15 protein-coding genes and 1 pseudogene are annotated in these 17,558 nt (G+C 70.5%); 10 read left to right on the top strand and 6 right to left on the bottom strand.

The window, feature by feature from the left end; genetic code table 11:
• The first annotated feature begins 313 nt into the window (after window positions 1–313).
• From D7223_RS31725 to D7223_RS31710, 4 genes are all read left to right on the top strand, one after another.
• Window positions 314–1,165, top strand: a complete 852-nt coding sequence (locus D7223_RS31725; RefSeq protein WP_238162318.1) for a hypothetical protein — start codon at window positions 314–316, stop codon at window positions 1,163–1,165.
• Window positions 1,166–1,319: 154 nt separating this feature from the next.
• A complete protein-coding gene (locus D7223_RS31720) occupies window positions 1,320–2,030 on the top strand; it encodes a G5 domain-containing protein (RefSeq protein ID WP_238162317.1) in 711 nt (236 codons plus the stop codon).
• A gap of 49 nt (window positions 2,031–2,079) precedes the next feature.
• A complete protein-coding gene (locus tag D7223_RS31715) occupies window positions 2,080–2,442 on the top strand; it encodes a hypothetical protein (RefSeq protein ID WP_120733265.1) in 363 nt (120 codons plus the stop codon).
• Window positions 2,439–2,801: a hypothetical protein gene (locus tag D7223_RS31710; protein WP_120733263.1), complete on the top strand. Its 363-nt coding sequence runs from the start codon at window positions 2,439–2,441 to the stop codon at window positions 2,799–2,801. The genes D7223_RS31715 and D7223_RS31710 overlap by 4 nt, the downstream gene beginning before the upstream one ends.
• Window positions 2,802–2,807: 6 nt before the next feature.
• Here D7223_RS31710 and D7223_RS31705 read toward each other — a convergent pair whose 3' ends face one another.
• The 3 genes and pseudogenes from D7223_RS31705 to D7223_RS31695 form a co-directional block, all read right to left on the bottom strand.
• The gene (locus D7223_RS31705) at window positions 2,808–3,155 is read right to left on the bottom strand and encodes a DUF779 domain-containing protein (protein WP_120733261.1); all 348 of its coding nucleotides are present in this window, start codon (window positions 3,153–3,155) and stop codon (window positions 2,808–2,810) included.
• Window positions 3,155–4,660: an aldehyde dehydrogenase gene (gene adh, locus D7223_RS31700; RefSeq protein WP_120733259.1), complete on the bottom strand. Its 1,506-nt coding sequence runs from the start codon at window positions 4,658–4,660 to the stop codon at window positions 3,155–3,157. The genes D7223_RS31705 and adh overlap by 1 nt, the downstream gene beginning before the upstream one ends.
• Before the next feature lie 5 nt (window positions 4,661–4,665).
• A pseudogene (locus D7223_RS31695) lies at window positions 4,666–5,139 on the bottom strand (transcriptional regulator); the annotation flags it as partial.
• Window positions 5,140–5,256: 117 nt separating this feature from the next.
• Here D7223_RS31695 and D7223_RS31690 point away from each other — a divergent pair.
• Both D7223_RS31690 and D7223_RS31685 read left to right on the top strand, forming a co-directional pair.
• Window positions 5,257–5,859, top strand: coding sequence for a hypothetical protein (locus D7223_RS31690; protein ID WP_147252597.1), 603 nt, complete (start codon window positions 5,257–5,259; stop codon window positions 5,857–5,859).
• Window positions 5,860–6,004: 145 nt separating this feature from the next.
• On the top strand, window positions 6,005–6,688 hold the full coding sequence (locus D7223_RS31685) for an RlpA-like double-psi beta-barrel domain-containing protein (RefSeq protein ID WP_120733255.1): 684 nt from the start codon (window positions 6,005–6,007) through the stop codon (window positions 6,686–6,688).
• A gap of 68 nt (window positions 6,689–6,756) precedes the next feature.
• On the opposite strand, the gene gabT is transcribed toward D7223_RS31685, so the two are convergent.
• Window positions 6,757–8,028: a 4-aminobutyrate--2-oxoglutarate transaminase gene (gene gabT / locus D7223_RS31680; protein WP_120733253.1), complete on the bottom strand. Its 1,272-nt coding sequence runs from the start codon at window positions 8,026–8,028 to the stop codon at window positions 6,757–6,759.
• Window positions 8,029–8,033: 5 nt separating this feature from the next.
• Entirely contained in the window at window positions 8,034–9,470 is a 1,437-nt protein-coding gene (locus tag D7223_RS31675; protein WP_120733251.1) for a gamma-aminobutyraldehyde dehydrogenase, read from the bottom strand.
• Between the two features lie 143 nt (window positions 9,471–9,613).
• On the opposite strand from D7223_RS31675, the gene D7223_RS31670 reads away from it, so the two are divergent.
• The gene (locus tag D7223_RS31670; RefSeq protein WP_120733249.1) at window positions 9,614–11,053 is read left to right on the top strand and encodes an aldehyde dehydrogenase family protein; all 1,440 of its coding nucleotides are present in this window, start codon (window positions 9,614–9,616) and stop codon (window positions 11,051–11,053) included.
• 79 nt (window positions 11,054–11,132) lie between these two features.
• Here the strand turns inward: D7223_RS31670 and D7223_RS31665 are convergent, their stop codons facing one another.
• Window positions 11,133–12,365, bottom strand: coding sequence for an SUKH-3 domain-containing protein (locus D7223_RS31665; protein ID WP_120733247.1), 1,233 nt, complete (start codon window positions 12,363–12,365; stop codon window positions 11,133–11,135).
• A 73-nt stretch (window positions 12,366–12,438) separates the two neighbouring features.
• On the opposite strand from D7223_RS31665, the gene D7223_RS31660 reads away from it, so the two are divergent.
• From D7223_RS31660 to D7223_RS31650, 3 genes are read left to right on the top strand one after another with little or no spacing between them, the layout of a single operon-like run.
• Window positions 12,439–12,858, top strand: a complete 420-nt coding sequence (locus tag D7223_RS31660) for a YbaB/EbfC family nucleoid-associated protein (RefSeq protein ID WP_238162316.1) — start codon at window positions 12,439–12,441, stop codon at window positions 12,856–12,858.
• The gene (locus D7223_RS31655; RefSeq protein WP_238162315.1) at window positions 12,858–13,196 is read left to right on the top strand and encodes a hypothetical protein; all 339 of its coding nucleotides are present in this window, start codon (window positions 12,858–12,860) and stop codon (window positions 13,194–13,196) included. Before D7223_RS31660 ends, D7223_RS31655 begins: the two co-directional genes overlap by 1 nt.
• Before the next feature lie 18 nt (window positions 13,197–13,214).
• The gene (locus tag D7223_RS31650; RefSeq protein WP_120733243.1) at window positions 13,215–17,558 is read left to right on the top strand and encodes a toxin glutamine deamidase domain-containing protein; all 4,344 of its coding nucleotides are present in this window, start codon (window positions 13,215–13,217) and stop codon (window positions 17,556–17,558) included.

Here is a 17,558-nt window from a genome sequence, read left to right as displayed (position 1 = left end):
TGTATGTGACAGTTGATGATACTATTATCTACAGACGTGGCGAGTTTTTACGTACTTGTTGTTTTGATGATACGGCGATCCCAGAGGAATACCCCAGGCCGTACGCTTTTGCCCTACGCCGATCTTGCACTTTGTGTCGTCGCGAATGATGCAATGCGGACTAATTGGTAACCGAAAGTGCAAAATCGCGGCGGTTTGAAAGGTGGGTAGCACAGGGCGGGAGTTTTTGGGGGTTGTCCACAGGGGGCGTTGTTGTCCACAGGTTGGTGGTGGGGGGCGGTGGGGGACCGCAGAGGGCTGCATCGTGCCGGCCATGACCGCACAACTGCTGCGGGTGCGAAGACTGCTGCGCACGTTGACCGTCGCGCGTCTCCGGACCCAGGTCGGCCGGGACGAGTTGCTTCGGGTGCGGCGGGGCGTGTACGCCGATCGGCCCGTCGACGACGAGGGCGAGTTGCACGCTCTTCTGCTGTGTCTGCCCGAGGGGGCGATGCTGGCCCGGCAGAGTGCGGCACGTCGCCACGGCTTCGGGGTGCTCCGGGAAACGGAGGTGCACGTCCAACTTCCGCCGTCGGTGCCCAAGCCCCGGCTGCCCGGCCTGGTTGTCCATCATTCCGTGCTCCCCGTACGTCCCGTCCTCCTGGGCGGCGTTCCCTGCGTGCCGGCCGCCCGGTGTGCGGTGGACCTGGCGCGTACGGTCCGGCGGCTCGACGCCCTCCCCGTCCTCGACTGCGCGCTCAGGTCCGGCGCGGTGACCCGGGACGAGTTGCTGGCCGAGATCGCCGGCCACCGGGGGCTGCCGGGCGTACGGCAGGCGCGGGAACTGGCTCCGCTGGCGGACGGCCGGGCCGAGTGCCGGCAGGAGAGCCAGCTCCGGCTGATCCTGGTCGACGGGCGGCTCCCTGTTCCGGAGCCGCAGCTCTGGGTGTACGACGACCAGGGCTTCCCCCGCTTCCGGCTCGACCTCGGGTACGAGGAACGCCGAGTCGGGATCGAGTACGACGGCGAGTCCCATCTGGACCGCGACCGGCTCCGCTACGACCGTGACCGGCTGAACTGGCTTGACGCGCACGGCTGGCGGATGCGCTACTTCACCGACCGCGACCTTTACCGCCGCCCAGCCCACATCGCGGCAACCGTCCGCGCCGCCCTCAACCTGACCTGACCGGCGGTCTCGGCGATCATGCACTTTCTGTTGGGAAGGATGGCACGGAAGGGGACATCGGCTCGACACAAAGTGCAAGATCGCGGCAGAGGGTGAGGGGTGAGGGGCGAGAGGGGGGATGACGGGACGAGTCCTGTTGACGAGACTCGATGGGGTGACCGCACCTGCACTGTCCCGGCTCTCCCGACTCGGTCCTGGCCGTGGGGTCGCGCTGATCCTCGGCGTGGCGCTGTCGCTGCTGCTGCTCTGCTGCGCGGGCACCGGTGTCCTGGGTGCCCTGGTGGGCGAGCCCGAGCCGAAGCGCACCGACACCGCTGCCGACCAGTCTCCACAGCCGGTCCTCGCCGGTCCGGCTGACGCCGACGAGGTGGCCGGGGACACCGCCGTGGCCACGCCGGCAAGCCCTACCGCGGCCGCGTCCACCGTGCCGCCCAGCCCGACCGCCGCGCCGTCGCCCGTCGTGCGGGTGCGTACGGTCACCGAGACGGCACGGGTCAGGTACACCATCCGGACGGTGAACGACGCGAACCTGACCATGGGCAAGCGGGTGATCCGCACCCGGGGTGTGGACGGCGCACGGACCCTGACCTACCAGGTGACGGTGACGGACGGGGTGCAGACCGGCAAGAAGCTGGTCAGCTCGGTGGTGACCAGAAAGGCGGTGACCCAGGTCGTCGCCGTCGGCACGAAGGCGAGGTCCAACTGCGACCCGAACTACAGCCCGTGCGTACCGATCGCCAGCGACGTCGACTGCGCGGGCGGCAGTGGCAACGGCCCCGCGTACGTCTCCGGCCCGGTCAAGGTCATCGGCAGTGACATCTACGACCTCGACCGGGACAACAACGGGTACGGTTGCGACGACTGACACCGGTGGCGGGGCGGCGGCATCCGGTCGGGGACCGCACACTGAGACCATGCCGGCGTTCACGCCCAAGGGGCCCTGGAGGACGAACCCCGGCCTGGCCGCCCTCCACCTGCTCGTCTGGCACATCGTCGTCGTGGTCGCCTACTTCGCGATGACCCTCACCGTGTCGGATGAGCGCCCGGCGGATTGCCAGGACACGTTCTGCCTCTCACCACGGGACGGGGTGCTCGTCGCCGGTCTGGTCTTCGGCGCCCCAGCCCTTCTGGTGGCGATGGTGGTCAGCCTGGTGACGCTCGGCGTCGTCAGCAGCCGCCACCCGGGTCGTCGGGCCGCGCGGGTGGGGCTCGTCGCCGCGACACCCGCCTTCGTCCTGCTGGCTGTCGCCGCAATTGTGATCGGGGGGACGCGATGACGGGCCGGTCATCCGAGGAGCCGGAGTACCCCCGGTGGCGGACCAGCCCCGTCCTGGCGACGCTGGTGCTGCTCGGCTGGTACGCCGCCGTCGCCGCCGCCTTCGCGGCCGTCAGCTACGGACTGTCCGATGTGACGCCCGACGACTGCACCGGCTTCTGCCTCTCCGACCGGCAGGGGGCCGCGTTGGTCGGAGTGGTGATGGGCGTACCCGCGTTCCTGGTCAGCGGCCTCCTGCTCGTCGGCACGACGACACGTGACCCGAGGCCACCCGCGGTGTCCGCCGGCACGACGGCCGCGATCCCGGCGTTCGTCGCCGCCGTGCTCGCGATGTGCGTGGCGGCCCAGTACGCGGGGTGACCACCGTCAGGCGGCCAGGCGGGACCGGATGAGGAAACGGACGCCCTCCGGGGCTTCCAGGGAGAAGCCGCTGCCCCGGCCGGGGACCACGTCGACGGTCAACCGGGTGTGCCGCCACAGTTCCCACTGCGCCGTCGACATCCAGAACTCGACCGGCTCGGCCACCCCGTCCACCGCCAGCGCCGCCAGCAGCACGTCCGACGCGCCGGTACGGAACTCGCCGGCCGGGAAGCACATCGGGGCGCTGCCGTCGCAGCAGCCGCCGGACTGGTGGAACATCAGTGGGCCGTGCTGCCCCCGCAGCGACCGGAACAGCTCGGCCGCCGCGGGGGTCACCGTCACGAGATCGCTCATCAGAAGAAGCCGAGCTTCTTCGTGGAGTAGCTGACCAGCAGGTTCTTGGTCTGCTGGTAGTGCTCCAGCATCATCTTGTGGTTCTCCCGGCCGATGCCGGACTGCTTGTAGCCGCCGAACGCGGCGTGCGCCGGGTAGGCGTGGTAGCAGTTCGTCCACACCCGGCCGGCCTGGATCGCCCGTCCGGCCCGGTACGCGGTGTTCATGTCCCGGCTCCAGACGCCCGCGCCGAGCCCGTACAGCGTGTCGTTGGCAATCTTCACCGCGTCGTCCAGGTTGGCGAACGAGGTCACCGAGACGACCGGGCCGAAGATCTCCTCCTGGAAGATCCGCATCGAGTTGTCGCCCTCGAAGATGGTTGGCTCAACGTAGTAGCCGCCCGACAAGTCGCCACCCAGATCGGCACGTGACCCTCCGGTCAACACCCGGGCGCCCTCCTGTCGGCCGATGTCCAGGTAGGACAGGATCTTCTCGAGCTGGTCGTTGGACGCCTGGGCGCCGATCATCGTGTCGGTGTCCAGCGGGTGCCCGGCGACGATCGCCCGGGTGCGGTCGACGGCGGCGGCCAGGAAGTCCGCGTAGTGGCCCTGCTGGATCAGCGCCCGCGACGGGCAGGTGCAGACCTCGCCCTGGTTGAGGGCGAACATGGTGAAGCCTTCCAGCGCCTTGTCCAGGAAGTCGTCGGAGGCGGCACTGACGTCGTCGAAGAAGATGTTCGGGCTCTTGCCGCCCAGTTCCAGGGTGACCGGCTTGATGTTCTCGCTGGCGTACTGCATGATCAGCCGCCCGGTGGTGGTCTCACCGGTGAACGCCACCTTCGCCACCCGGGGCGAGGACGCCAGCGGTTTGCCCGCTTCCACGCCGAAGCCGTTGACGATGTTGAGCACGCCCGGCGGCAGCAGGTCGGCCACCAGGGACAGCCAGTAGTGGATCGACGCCGGGGTCTGCTCGGCGGGCTTGAGCACCACCGCGTTCCCGGCGGCCAGCGCCGGGGCGAGCTTCCAGGTGGCCATCAGGATCGGGAAGTTCCACGGGATGATCTGACCGACCACGCCGAGCGGCTCGTGGAAGTGGTAGGCGACGGTGCCGTCGTCCAGCTCGCCGAGCGAACCCTCCTGGGCCCGGATCGCCCCGGCGAAGTAGCGGAAGTGGTCGATCGCGAGCGGGATGTCGGCGGCGAGCGTCTCGCGTACCGGCTTGCCGTTCTCCCAGGTCTCGGCGACCGCCAGGGGCTCCAGGTTCTCCTGCATCCGGTCGGCGATCCGGTTGAGGATCAGCGCCCGTTCGGCGACCGGGGTGCGGCCCCACGCGTCGGCCGCGCCGTGCGCCGCGTCGAGGGCCTTCTCGACGTCCTCGGCGGTGCCCCGGGCCACCTCGCAGAAGGTCTGCCCGGTCACCGGTGTGGGGTTCTCGAAATACCGGCCACCGTGCGGTGCCACGTACTCGCCGCCGATGAAGTGGTCGTAGCGGGACTGCCAGTGGGTGGGCGCGTCGTAGCGCGTCATGGTGAGTGCTCGGTGGCGAAGATCTGCACGCTGTGGTCGACGGCCAGCGCGGTGCCCGGGGCGTTCGTGCCGGCGTGCGCCTCGTCCCACCGCGCGCCGGGCACGAAGTTCATCCGCTCGGCGTGCCGCAGCACCCCCGGGTGCCCCTCCACCCAGAGCAGCCGCCCGTACGCGTCGCAGACCGCCATCAGGTGCGCACCGTCCTGGGCGATCCCACCGAGCAGGTCCCGGAACAGCGGCAGCACCCGGGCGAGCGGGTGAGCGGCGCGGTAGCTCTCCAGCGCGTCGTCGGCCAGGTCCACCGGAGGCGTGCCCTCCGGGTCCAGCAGCACCGACCGCTCCCACGAGCGGCGGACCACCTCGCGGACCCGCTGCGGCGCCGTGCCGGCGGCGAGGAACGCCTCGTGGGCGGCGCCGACCTGCGCGATCCGCTCCACCGGATCGGCGCCGAACTCCAGGGCGAGCCACGGGTCAGCCATCGGCGACCTCCTCGGCCCCATCGTGACGCAGCTCACCCCCAATCGCCAAGGGCGGGTAGCCGCCGGTCGGCCAGCCATCCACCGGAACATGAGCCTTCCTTCTGATGTAACTTGCCGTTGGTTGGTGCGCTCCTGTTCAATCTCGGCTGGGGAGCGCTCGCCGCGGAACGGCGGTATGCCGTCGCCCGCACGACGCTGCTGACGCTGCCCAGCAGGGGACTGGCCTACCTGGCCAAGCTTCTCGTGTCTGCCGTGGCGGTCGCCGCCGTCGGTGCGTTCACCGCTCTGCTGGCCGTCCTCACGGTGGCGGTGTTGAACGGTGGCAGGCTCCTCGCTGTGCCGGCTGACCTGCTCACCTGGGCCTTCTGGCAGCCGTGCCTCAACTATCTGGTCGTCCTGGCCTGCTGGCCGGTGGTGGCGATCGGCGTGTCCTCGCTGACCCGCGGCAGGGTGCTTACCGCACTGTTCATGATCCTCTGGCCGTTGTTCGTCGAACGACTCTTCGGCGCTCTCCTGGAGTTGGTAGCTCCGCTGGAGGGGGTGCGGGACTGGCTACCGTTCGCCTCCTCGCGAGCGGCGATGACGCCCACACGGGGGGTAACCGATTCGCTGGCTGGCTCCGACCTGCCGCCGGGCGTCGGGCTAGCCGTCTTCGTGGCCTTCGCCCTGCTCGTCGCCGGAGCCGGTGCCGTCCGGTACGTCCGGCGCGACGTGCCCTGACGGCCCGGTTTGCGGCGGCTCCGGCCGGTGAGCAGTGGACCCCTACTGCGGTAATCGGCAACCTTCCTGCCGGTGTCGCTGAACCCGTAGCGCTCCCGCGCCGTATCACGCGACGGACGCGGTCGTCGGACGACGGGAGTGACAGGTGAAGGTGCGGCGCAAGCACGTACTGGCGGCGGGTGTGGTGGCGGTCGCCGCGGCAGCGGTGGCGGTGGGAACCGGACTGGGCTTCGCCGACACCGGCCCCGCGCCGGCCTCGGCCTGCGCCGGCCCGGTGACCTTCTCCGCCGAGGGTGGCGCACCGGCGGCGACGAGCGACCGGTTCCCGGTCGGCACCCGGCTGCGGGTGACCAACCTGGACAACCGAAAGGCGGTGACCGTGACGATCACCGGCCCGTCCGGCAGTTGCGTGCTGCTCAACTCCGCCGCGATGGACCTGGTGCGGGAGCCGGGGAAGAACGTGGTCCGCCGCAACACGGTGAAGGTGCTCGACGCCGGCCAACGGCCCGCCCCGGAGCCGACACCGCCGGACCCGACCTCCACCCGGCCGGGCTCGGCCTCGCCGCCGGCCGCCAGGCCGGTGCCCTCCTCGGCCTGCGCCGGGGCGATCACCTTCTTCGCCGGGGCCGGCGCGCCGGCCGCGACCAGCGGGCAGTTCCCGGTCGGCACCCGGCTGCGGGTGACGAACCTGGACAACCGAAAGGCGGTGACCGTGACGATCACCGGCCCGTCCGGCAGTTGCGTGCTGCTCAACTCCGCCGCGATGGAGGCGATCCGCGAGCCGGGCAAGAACCTGGTCCGGCGCAACACCGTCGAGGTGCTGCGCTGAGCTTGGTTGTTAGGAAGGGGCCCTTCCTCTACACGAGGCGTTAACAAGGGGCCCTTCCTTGCACCGCCTCAGCCGAAGGCGGCGTCGAGGATGTCGAGGGCGCGGGACAGCTCCGCGTCGGAGATCACCAGCGGGGGCAGGAAGCGCAGTACGTTGCCGTACGTCCCGCAGGTCAGGGTGAGCAGGCCGGCGGCGTGACAGGCGGCCGACACCGCCGTGGTGCGGGCCGGGTCCGGGGTCAGGGTTCCCGGTGCGACCAGCTCCACGGCGAGCATCGCGCCCCGGCCGCGTACCTCGGCGACCACGCCGGTGCGCGCGGCGATCGCCCGGAGCCGGGGAACCATCGTCGCCTCGATCCGCCGGGCGGCGGCGGTCAGGTCCAGCTCGTGCATGGTCTCGATGCTCGCCAGGGCCGCCGCGCAGGCCAGCGGGTTGCCGCCGTAGGTGCCGCCGAGGCCGCCGACGTGCACCGCGTCCATCAGCTCGGCCCGGCCGGTCACCGCCGCCAGCGGCAGGCCGCCGGCGATGCCCTTGGCCAGGGTGACCAGGTCCGGTTCGACGCCCTCGTGCTGGCAGGCGAACCAGTCCCCGGTCCGGCAGAACCCGGTCTGGATCTCGTCGGCGACGAAGACCACCCCGGCCGCCGTCGCCCACTCGCGCAGCGCCGGGAGAAAACCCGCCGCCGGTACGACGAAGCCGCCCTCGCCCTGGATCGGCTCGATCAGCAGCGCCGCCACGTTCTCCGCGCCGACCTGCTTCTCCACCGTCTCGATCGCCCGCGCCGCCGCCGTCGCGCCGTCCAGTCCACCGTCGCGTAGCGGGTACGACATGGGCACCCGGTAGACCTCACCGGCGAACGGCCCGAACCGGTGCTTGTACGGCATGTTCTTCGCGGTCAGCGCCATGGTCAGGTTGGTTCGGCCGTGGTACGCGTGGTCGAACACCACCACCGCCGGTCGCCCGGTCGCATGGCGGGCGATCTTCACGGCGTTCTCCACCGCCTCGGCACCGGAGTTGAACAGCGCCGACCGCTTCTCGAACGTGCCCGGCGTCAGCGCGTTGAGCTGCTCGCACACCGCCACGTACGACTCGTACGGCGCGACCATGAAGCAGGTGTGCGTGAAGCGTTCCACCTGCGCCTTCACCGCCTCGACCACCCGCGGCGCGGAGTTGCCGACGGTGGTGACCGCGATGCCGGCGGCGAAGTCGATCCACTCCCGGCCCTCGACGTCGGTGATGGTGCCGCCGGACGCGCGGTCCACGTAGGACGCGATCACGCTCCCGACGCCGCGCGCGACCGCCGAACCACGCCGCTTGTGCAGTTCCTCGGAGGAAGACATCTGGTTCAGCCCTCGATGTGGTGCATGACGTGCTTGATCCGGGTGTAGTCCTCCAGGCTGTAGACCGACAGGTCCTTGCCGTGCCCGGAGTGCTTGAAGCCGCCGTGCGGCATCTCGGAGACGAACGGGATGTGGGTGTTCACCCAGACGCAGCCGAAGTCGAGCCGGCGGGTCATCCGCATCGCCCGCCCGTGGTCCTTCGTCCACACCGAGGCCGACAGGCCGTACTCGACGCCGTTCGCCCAGCGCACCGCCTCGTCCTCGTCGGAGAAGCGCTGCACGGTGATGACCGGGCCGAACACCTCGTCGCGGATGATCTCGTCGTCCTGGCGGACGCCGGAGACCACCGTGGGGGCGTAGAAGTAGCCGCGTTCGCCGAGCCGGGATCCGCCGGTCCGCACGTCCGCGTGGTCCGGCAGGCGGTCCACGAAACCGCTGACCCGGGCGAGCTGGTTGGCGTTGTTCAGCGGCCCGTACAGCACGTCCTCGTCGTCCGGCGCGCCGGTCTTCGTGTTGCGGGCCTGCTCGGCCAGGGCCGCCACGAAGTCGTCGTGGATCCCGGGGCCGGCCAGCACCCGGGTCGCCGCGGTGCAGTCCTGCCCGGCGTTGAAGTAGCCGCCCGTCGCGATCGCCTCGGCCACCGCCTCGATGTCGGCGTCGTCGAAGATGACCACGGGGGCCTTGCCGCCCAGCTCCAGGTGCGTCCGCTTCAGGTCCGGCGCCGCCGCGGCGGCGACCTCCATGCCCGCGCGGGTCGAGCCGGTGATCGACACCAGCTGCGGGGTCGGGTGCGAGACGAGCGTACGACCGGTGTCCCGGTCGCCGCAGACCACGTTGAAGACGCCCGGCGGGAAGAACTCCGCCGCGATCTCGGCCAGCAGCAGGGTCGACACCGGCGTGGTGTCCGACGGCTTCAGCACCACCGTGTTACCGGCGGCCAGCGCCGGGGCGATCTTCCAGACCGCCATCATCAGCGGGTAGTTCCACGGGGTGACCTGGGCGCAGACACCGATCGGCTCACGCCGCACGTAGGAGGTGTGCCCGGCCATGTACTCACCCGCCGAGCGGCCCTCCAGCAGCCGCGCGGCGCCGGCGAAGAACCGGAACTGGTCCACCGCCGGCGGCAGCTCCTCCTCGGCGGTGAGCTGGCGCGGCTTGCCGGTGTTGCGGACCTCCGCGTCGACCAGCTCGGCCGCCCGGGACTCGACCGCGTCCGCCAGCTTGAGCAGCGCCTTCTGCCGCTCCCCGGGCGTGGTGTCCCGCCAGCTCTCGAAGGCGGTCGCGGCGGCCCGCATCGCCGCGTCGACGTCGGCGGCGCCGGACACCGGGGCCCGCGCGAACACCTCCCCGGTGCACGGGTCGATCAGGTCGGCGTAGCCGCCGTCGGCCGGCTCGACGTACGCGCCGTTGACGAAGTTGCGCAGCTGCTGCTGGTCGCTCATGACGGGATCACTCCGAGGGGTTCCGGGGGCGCGGTCGTCGGCGGTTCTCGCACTATGTCTGCCATCTTCGCTACTGAATTCGCGGCAGACAAGGCCTGAGGCGACTGTTTCCGTCGGCCAGTCCGTCGTCTACGCTGCTCCCTGTGGAGCCCACCGCCTTCTACGTCGCCTCCCGTCCGGTGCACGGCGAGGGGGAGTCGACCGTCCACCACCCGTACGACGGGCGGGCTGTCGGTCGTACCACCGTGGCCACGGCCGACCAGGTCGAAGCCGCCGTCGCGGCAGCCGCCGGAGTGGCCGCGGAGGCCGCGGCCCTGCCCGCGCACGCCCGCGCGGCGGCCCTGGACCACGTCTCCCGCCGCCTGGCCGAGCGGGCCGACGAGATCGCGGCGCTGATCACCGCCGAGAACGGCAAACCGGTCAAGTGGGCCCGGGCCGAGGTCGGCCGGGCCGTCTCCACCTTCCGCTGGGCAGCCGAGGAGGCCCGCCGCTTCTCCGGCGAGCTACAACGCCTCGACACCGACCCGGCGGCCACCGGCCGGATCGCCCTGGTCCGGCGGGTACCGAGGGGTCCCGTCCTGGGGATCACGCCGTTCAACTTCCCGCTCAACCTGGTCGCGCACAAGGTCGCCCCGGCCATCGCCGTCGGTGCGCCGATCATCGTCAAGCCGGCGCCGGCCACCCCGCTGTCCGCGCTGCTGCTCGGCGACCTGCTCGCCGAGACCGACCTGCCCGAGGGCATGTTCTCGGTGCTGCCGCTGCCCAACGAACGCGCCGCCGGCCTCGTCGCCGACCCACGCCTGCCGGTGGTGTCGTTCACCGGCTCCGGCCCGGTCGGCGCGGCCATCCGCCGCGCGGTACCGGAGAAACACGTCACCCTGGAACTGGGCGGCAACGCGGCGGCGGTGATCTGCGAGGACTGGAACACCGGCGAAGACCTCACCTTCGCCGCGCACCGCATCGCGCTGTTCTCCAACTACCAGGCCGGCCAGTCGTGCATCGCGGTGCAGCGGGTCTTCGTGCACGAGTGGCTCTACGACGCGTTCCTGCCCCGGCTGGTCGCCGCCGTCCAGGAGTTGCGCACCGGCGACCCGTCCGACCCGTCGACCGACGTCGGGCCGATGGTGTCGGAGGACGCGGCACGGCGGGTCGAGTCGTGGGTCGACGAGGCGGTCACCGCCGGTGCCACCATCGAGGTGGGCGGCCGGCGCGAGGGCGCCACCTACCCGCCGACCGTCCTCACCGGAGTACCCGCCGACGCCAAGGTCTGCGCCGAGGAGGTCTTCGGGCCGGTGCTGGTCGTCGCCCGGGTGGAGAACGACCGGGCCGCGTTCGCGGCGGTCAACGACTCGGCGTACGGGTTGCAGGCGGGTGTCTTCACGCACCGGGTGGACGTCGCCTTCGCCGCGCACCGGGCACTGGAGGTGGGCGGGGTGATCGTCGGCGACGTCCCGTCGTACCGGGCCGACCAGATGCCGTACGGCGGATTCAAGGGCAGCGGTGTCGGCCGCGAGGGCCTGCGCAGCGCGATGGACGACTACACCGATCCGAGAGTCCTCGTCCTCACCGCCCTTGAGTTGTAAGGAAGGGCACCCTTTTAACGCCTGGTGTAGAGGAAGGGCCCCTTATTAACAAGCGGGGGGTAAGGGTGGGCGGGACACGTCACCAGGTGCCGTCGTCGCGTACCCGGGCCGGGGCCCGGCCCAGCAGGAGGGTGATGAGGGCGGCGTCGACGTCCGCGCCGAGGAACCACTCGCCGGCCTGGTCCAACGCGAAGATCCGCCCCCGCTCATCCACGGCGATGATGCTCTCGCCGAATTCGGAGCCGAACGGGAACAGCCGGTGGCCGAGGACCTCAGCGAAGTCCGCAAGGGTGTCAGCCGTTTGGGCGCTGTGGAGCGGATTGGTGGTGAAGCCACTGATCCAGACCTGCTCGCCGGCTCCTCGGCGTTCGCTCACGATGGCAGGAAAGGCAGTGAGTGCCTGCTCAGCAGCGGGGAAGGGTTCGTGGCGGTTGACCTGGCTTACGTGTTCGCACGTCTCCCTGATCGCCCCGGCGGCGAGGGCCGCATTGAACATCGTGTCCTCCCAGCCTCCCTCTACCAACGAATCAGCAACCTCAGATGGGAACCGACCAGGCTGGATCGGCGGCTGAGGACCAATTCGCCTCTCCGCCGTGAACGCCAATTCGGCCCACGGCAGGAGGTTGAAGTGCACAAGGAAGTTCACGCAGGAGTCGCAGCCTCGTTCGATTCTGCCGCCGTATCGATCACCGGCCTCGCGCACGTGGAAGACCTCGAAGCGCGCTTTGCCGAGTAACGATTCGGCGTCCGCCATGCTCATCGGTTCGATGCCCTCGGCGGCGCGGCGGTGGTCGTACTCGTGCAGGACGTCGGAGACGACGATCAGCTCGGCGTGCCGGTCCCCGCCCCGGACGAGGTGGCCGGGCGGGAGGTCGTCGAGGTAGCGACGGACCAACGGGTGATGGTGCAGCTCGATGTCGCCCTTGGCCCCCTGGGCGCGGTGCAGCCGGCCGTCGAGGTTGAGGTGGGCGGCGGTGGTCGGCGTCGGGAGCCGGCGGATCTCGCGCAGCAGTTGACTTGCCGGGTCCACGGTGCGCGGTGCCGGCTGCCCCGCGGGGCGGCTCCGGCGGTACATCCGTTCGACCTGTTCCAGGGAGACCCGGGGCCAGGTGCTCACCTCGCCGGTCCACTTGTCGACCACGGTCGTCGGCAGATCACCGGGCACGGTGCGGACGTCCGGGGACACCGTGGAGGAGATGACATAGCCCAGGTCGAACTCGTCGACCGACGCGCGGCACTCATGACCCAGGCGCTGTGAATCCCGGCGGGCCCACACGGCGGCGAGCTGCTCGGCCTGCTGGCGGTCGATCACGCCCTGAAACTACCGGACCCCACGGGATCGTGGCGCCCGGTATGGTTCGCCCTACCGACGGTGACCGGGGAGGGTGGCGTTGGCCGAGAGTGTGGACCGGGACGCCAACCGTGCGCTGCGCGCGCGGTTCGATGACGTCTACGGGCAGTACCAGCGGCTTCGGTCTGGTTTGGACGAGTTGCAGGCGCGGTTGGCCGAGTTGCGGGTGACCGAACGCTCGGATGACGGCCACGTGACCGCCGTGGTCGGGGCCCGGGGTGAGCTGATCAGCGTGGAGGTGGCACCTGCGGCCTTCCAGAAACAGGACGCCAAGGGCCTGAGCCGCACCATCACCGAGACGGTGCACCGAGCCAGCGCCACGGCGGCGGCGACCACGCAGGAACTGGTCGCTACCTACCTGCCGGGCGGATCGGGGCCGGTGGACTTCCTTCGTACCGGTGATTTCGGTGCCCTGCTCGGGCGGGCCGACGCGGCGCTGCGCCGGGGGGAGTGATGGACGGGCAGCTGTGGTTGGACCCGCAGCGCGCGCGGCGTGGCGGCGCGGACCTCTCGGCGGCGGGCGAGGTGATCGGTGCGGTACGCCGTCAGGAGGGCGGCGAGATCGCGGCGGCCAGCGCCCAACGGCCCTGGGGTAGGGACGAGATCGGCACCGCCTTCGAGCAGCGGTACCGCGGCTTCGAGGAGACCGTGCTCCGCGCGTGGGAGGGCGTGGGAAAGCACCTGACCGGCCTCGGCGCAGACGTCGTGCGCTCCGTCGAGGCCACCGTCGAGACCGACGTCGCCAACGCCGGCCGCTTCGGTCGGGTGGCCGATCGGCGTGCCGAGTCCTGACCAGCTGAGGAGCCCGCGATGACCGTGCTGCCCAGCCCGATCCCGCACCCCCTCGACTTCTCACCCTGGGACCTTCCGGGTTGGATCTACGAGGCACTCGACTGGGTGGTCGGGGTGGAATGGCCGGAGGGCAACGAGCGGGCCGTCTGGGAACTGGCCGACCGTTGGTACGGGGTGGCCGCCGCGCTCGCCGGACCGCACGCCGACGCCGTCGCCGCCGCCACCGAGGTCAGGAGCGGCTACGGCGGTGTCGGTACGGTCGCGGCCGCCTTCGACGAGGCATGGCGGCGGGTCGCCGAGGGCGACGAGGCGCCGCTGCCCCTGCTCTCCGGCATCAGCACCGATCTCGGGCGGCTGGTCGAGGAGTGCGGCTGCGACATCGAGGGTGCCAAGCTCGAGGTCTGGATCGAGCTGGGGATCCTGGTCGTGGAGCTGCTCGGACTGGCCGTCGCGACAGTGCTCACCGCCGGTGCCGCCTCGCCCGCCGCCGCAGCCGCCATCGCCGCCACCCGGGCCATCGTGCAGCAGATCTTCAAGCGACTCATGGCCCAACTGGCGCGGAAGGCGCTCAAGCAGGGACTCAAGGAGGCCGGCGAGCGGGCCGCCAAGGAAGCTGCCAAGGGAGGCGCGCGCGGGCTGGCCCGTCGGGCGGCCCTCGGTGGCCTCTACGAGGCGAGCGAGGAGGCGGGGGTCAATCTCGCCACCCAGGCGTACCAGAACTCCACCGGCCGGCGGCACGGCCTCGACCTCACCGAGATCAGCACCTCGGCGGTCGGCGGCCTGGCCGGAGGTGCGGTCGCCCCGCTGGCCGGTCTCGGCCGGCACGCGACGGGCCGAGGCGCCCGGATCGGAGAGCACGTCGGTCGGGAGATGACCGGCGAGGTCCTCGCCGAGCAGGCCGCGAGCCTGGCGACCGGTCAGGGACCGACGTCGTTGGAGGACGCCGCGCGAGCCGCCGCGTCGGGAGTGCGGGGCTCCGCCACGACGCAGGCCGATGCCGCGTTGCAGGCCAAGCTGGACGGCCGGATGAGCGCCCTGGCCGGCTTCCCCACCACACCGGCCACCCTGCACAGCGCTCCAGTTCCGGACTTCTCGCCGTCGGTCGGAGCCGCGGCACCGCGCACCGACCTGGTGGATGCTGGCCCTGGCCCGGTGGCCGCTACCGCCCCGTCGACCGCACTGCCGAGCCCAGAACTGACCGCCGCGACTCGGTCGCCCGATGCCCCATCCCAAGCGCCCGGGCCGTTCGACGGATCATCCGCTGCGGGCCCACAGCCCACGCCCCAGGTCGACGGTTCCGGCACCTCCCAACTCGGCCAGGCCGGCCGGCACGGTGCCGACGCTCCGGCGGAAACCGGTGCCCGATCCGAAGCGGCCGGCCACTCCGTGCCCGCCCAAGCCGGCCCGCCGACCACCACCGACGAGTCTCCGATAACGTCCTCGCACGTTCAGCCGAGTCTCCCGGACCAGCCGCACCTTGCCGCCGATCCCACCCTGACCTCTGTCGCATCCGCTACGACGACGCTGATCGGCCCGCCTGTCCCATCCGTCCCGGCGCTGGTCGACGGGACACCCACGACCCTCGGCACCAGCGGAACGACGGGTCATACGGTGGCGGGCGGCACCTCGTACCCGATCACCGCGACCGCGGGCCCGACGACCCTGCCGCCGACTGTCGGGCCGACCGCGACGACCGTCCCGACGCTGCCGACGACCGCCGGCATCGCACCGACGGAAGCTGTTGGTTCCTCCCACCCGCGATACCCGGCGGAGACGGTCACGCCGCACGGCGGCCCGCCGTCACATCGGAGTCCCGTCGTGGATGACCTCGGCGGCGGTACCGGCTTCGGGGCCACCCCCGCCTCCGGGCGGAACGGGCCCGGAGTACCCCGGCCGCGCACCCCCGAGTGGTACGCCGCCCAGTGGGCCGCCGACCGGGATGCTTTCGAGAGGCGTCGCTACCGGGGCCATTACGAGCTCCAGCGGGCGAACTACGAGGAAAACCGGCGCCACGACAAGGCGGCGAGTCTGCGTAGGGCCGCGGACCGGGGCTACGACGAGGCCCGGTGGTTGATCACGGAGAGCCGCCGGTTGGTGCACGCCGGGCACCATGCTCTCGCCCACCGGTTTCTCCATGAGGGACGCGTCCGGGAACAGCAGTGCTACGCCAAGCAGGACCTCGCCCACGCCATCCTGGCTGGGGCATCAGCTCCCACTGTCGTCGATGTGGCGGAGGATGACTTCCGGCCGATCAACACGGATGTCGGTGACCTGACGCTCGGCGCGGTGGAGACCGGCGACCGCTCTGCGCTGACCGGTGACGATGTGCCACCGCCGATCGACCGGTCTCGTCGGTACGGGGTGCGGGGTGGTCTCCGGCCGCCGTTGGCACTGCACCAGACCGACGTGGAGCGGCGGATGCCACGCCACGCGGACGGGACCGTCGTCCGGACCGCCGATCCGCGCCGGGGCGGCTGGTTCCGGCTGATGAACGACGGCGGGCCGGCCGCCGATCCGACCCGGGGCATCAACTGTCTCGACTGCACGCTGTCGATGTTCGACACCTGGGTTCACGGCCGTCCCCGGGTGGCTGCTCCCCGGACCTTCGACGCGTACGAGAACGGTAACGTCACCCGCCCGCTGGACGGGGAGGCGGACGGTCCGGGCCGGATCGAGGACGTCACGGGAGGACGGTTCCAGCGCCTCTGCGCCCCGTACGACCGGTCGTCGCAGGCCGATCCGCGGCGGGCACTGGACGCCGGCTACCGGAACCTGCACGACCAGTTGAAGCTCGGCGGTCATGGCAGCTTCGCGTTCGTCATCAACCAGTGGGAGGGCGGCGGTTCGCACATCTGGGTCGCCCTCAACCAGAACGGCACGGTGCTCTACCTCGACCCGCAGTCCGGTGAGATCTCCGACCGGCCGTTGGGCCGGCACCGGGGCTACCCGGACAAGGAGAACGCGATCGACGCCGACGTCCTGATCGTGGGCGCCGACGCGCGGCCGATGCCACTTGCGGGTCTGCGACGCGGGCTGTTCAGCCAGCGGCCGGACCTGCCGGACTACCCACCGGCTACCGAACACCAGGGGTACGGCGACCCGTACCTGAACCGGATACACCTGCTGGGCGACCCGGGCTCCGTTGGCGCAACAGACTCGCCATCGGGATCATCTGACGACAGCGAGCCGCTCTCTAGTTCCCCCTCGTCGGCCGCTCCGGAGCCCACCCCGACGGCTAGGCACCAGACGTCCGATCACACCAGCTTGGAGGCGCTGCTGGCAGACTCGAGGGACTGGGTCGAGGCGGCAACAGTGCTCACCCAGCCGACGCTTTGTCGACTGGCTACGCAACTTGACGACGAATCCGCCGAAGCGGCCAGTCGCCTCCTCTCCGACGCACGTGTCGAACGGATGTTGGAAAGCACGTGGCAAACCGATTCCCCCCGGGGTGGCAGCCTGGGGAAGGAATTGGTGCGTGATCTTCTGCGGCAACCGAAACTTGTGCGTGTCCTCTTAAGGTCCCCCGAACTCGCCGAGTCACTAAGCACACGTCCGGTCACCCTGCATCGACTAGCGGGGGACGACAGGGCTGTCGGCGCGCTCGGTGATGTTCTCGACGACCTTGCTGAACGGGGAGGAGGGGCCGTGACAACTGAAGGCAAGGCGGCCGCCACGCGCACTCCCCTTACCGAAACGCAGAGGGGCGTCCATCGCCGGTTCGGGACGACCGGGCGACGTGCGAAACAGCCGGGTTTTGACAGAACTCGCAAGGGTGACGCAATGTACCGGAAGGCTTATCTTGACGGGCTGTATGTTTCTGCTGCGCGGGCTCAAGTCGAAGTTACTGCTCTTGCTCAACGCATAGCGCAGGAGTCCGGTCTTGTAGCGACCGCGGTAAGCCGTCCTGGGCCCAAGGTTAGGAAGCGCGCCGAGGACAAGGTAGACAAGTACGGCGGTGATGTTTCGCAATTAACTGACCTAGCTGCTGCCGCAGTTGTCCTGACCAGCATCCCAGACGTGTACAGCGTGCTGGGTTCCATCGCCGCAGATCCCAACGTGGAAGTCGTAGAAGTTGAAGACCGTTTCGTCATCCCCCAAGAGAGTGGGTACTGTGACATTCTGATGATGGTGCGGGCTAGCAATGGTCACATCGCCGAACTCAGGCTCCACTTGGCTGCCGTGGACGAAGTGGCTCACTGGGAGCACGCGCTCTATCAGGTGCGAAGGGACCTGAAGTCGTTCACGAGGGATCAGCGCCGTAGTATGACCTCCATGGAGGAGGCTATCTACTACGGCATTCTCGTACAACAACGAAATCAGTTCCGGCGAGCGCTGGCCGCTTCGACGCATGAGGAACGATAA

It is taken from the genome of Micromonospora endolithica, assembly GCF_003626595.1.
Taxonomy (GTDB): Bacteria; Actinomycetota; Actinomycetes; order Mycobacteriales; family Micromonosporaceae; genus Micromonospora; species Micromonospora endolithica.
This window is presented reverse-complemented; position numbering and strand designations above follow the sequence as displayed.

Excerpts from the sequence above, each read along its gene's own strand:
- D7223_RS31725 (WP_238162318.1), top strand. The coding sequence starts at position 314 with ATGACCGCACAACTGCTGCGGGTGCGAAGACTGCTGCGCACGTTGACC.
- D7223_RS31715 (WP_120733265.1), top strand. The coding sequence starts at position 2,080 with ATGCCGGCGTTCACGCCCAAGGGGCCCTGGAGGACGAACCCCGGCCTG.
- D7223_RS31710 (WP_120733263.1), top strand. The coding sequence starts at position 2,439 with ATGACGGGCCGGTCATCCGAGGAGCCGGAGTACCCCCGGTGGCGGACC.
- D7223_RS31705 (WP_120733261.1), bottom strand. The coding sequence starts at position 3,155 with ATGAGCGATCTCGTGACGGTGACCCCCGCGGCGGCCGAGCTGTTCCGG.
- adh (WP_120733259.1), bottom strand. The coding sequence starts at position 4,660 with ATGACGCGCTACGACGCGCCCACCCACTGGCAGTCCCGCTACGACCAC.
- gabT (WP_120733253.1), bottom strand. The coding sequence starts at position 8,028 with ATGTCTTCCTCCGAGGAACTGCACAAGCGGCGTGGTTCGGCGGTCGCG.
- D7223_RS31675 (WP_120733251.1), bottom strand. The coding sequence starts at position 9,470 with ATGAGCGACCAGCAGCAGCTGCGCAACTTCGTCAACGGCGCGTACGTC.
- D7223_RS31655 (WP_238162315.1), top strand. The coding sequence starts at position 12,858 with ATGGACGGGCAGCTGTGGTTGGACCCGCAGCGCGCGCGGCGTGGCGGC.
- D7223_RS31650 (WP_120733243.1), top strand. The coding sequence starts at position 13,215 with ATGACCGTGCTGCCCAGCCCGATCCCGCACCCCCTCGACTTCTCACCC.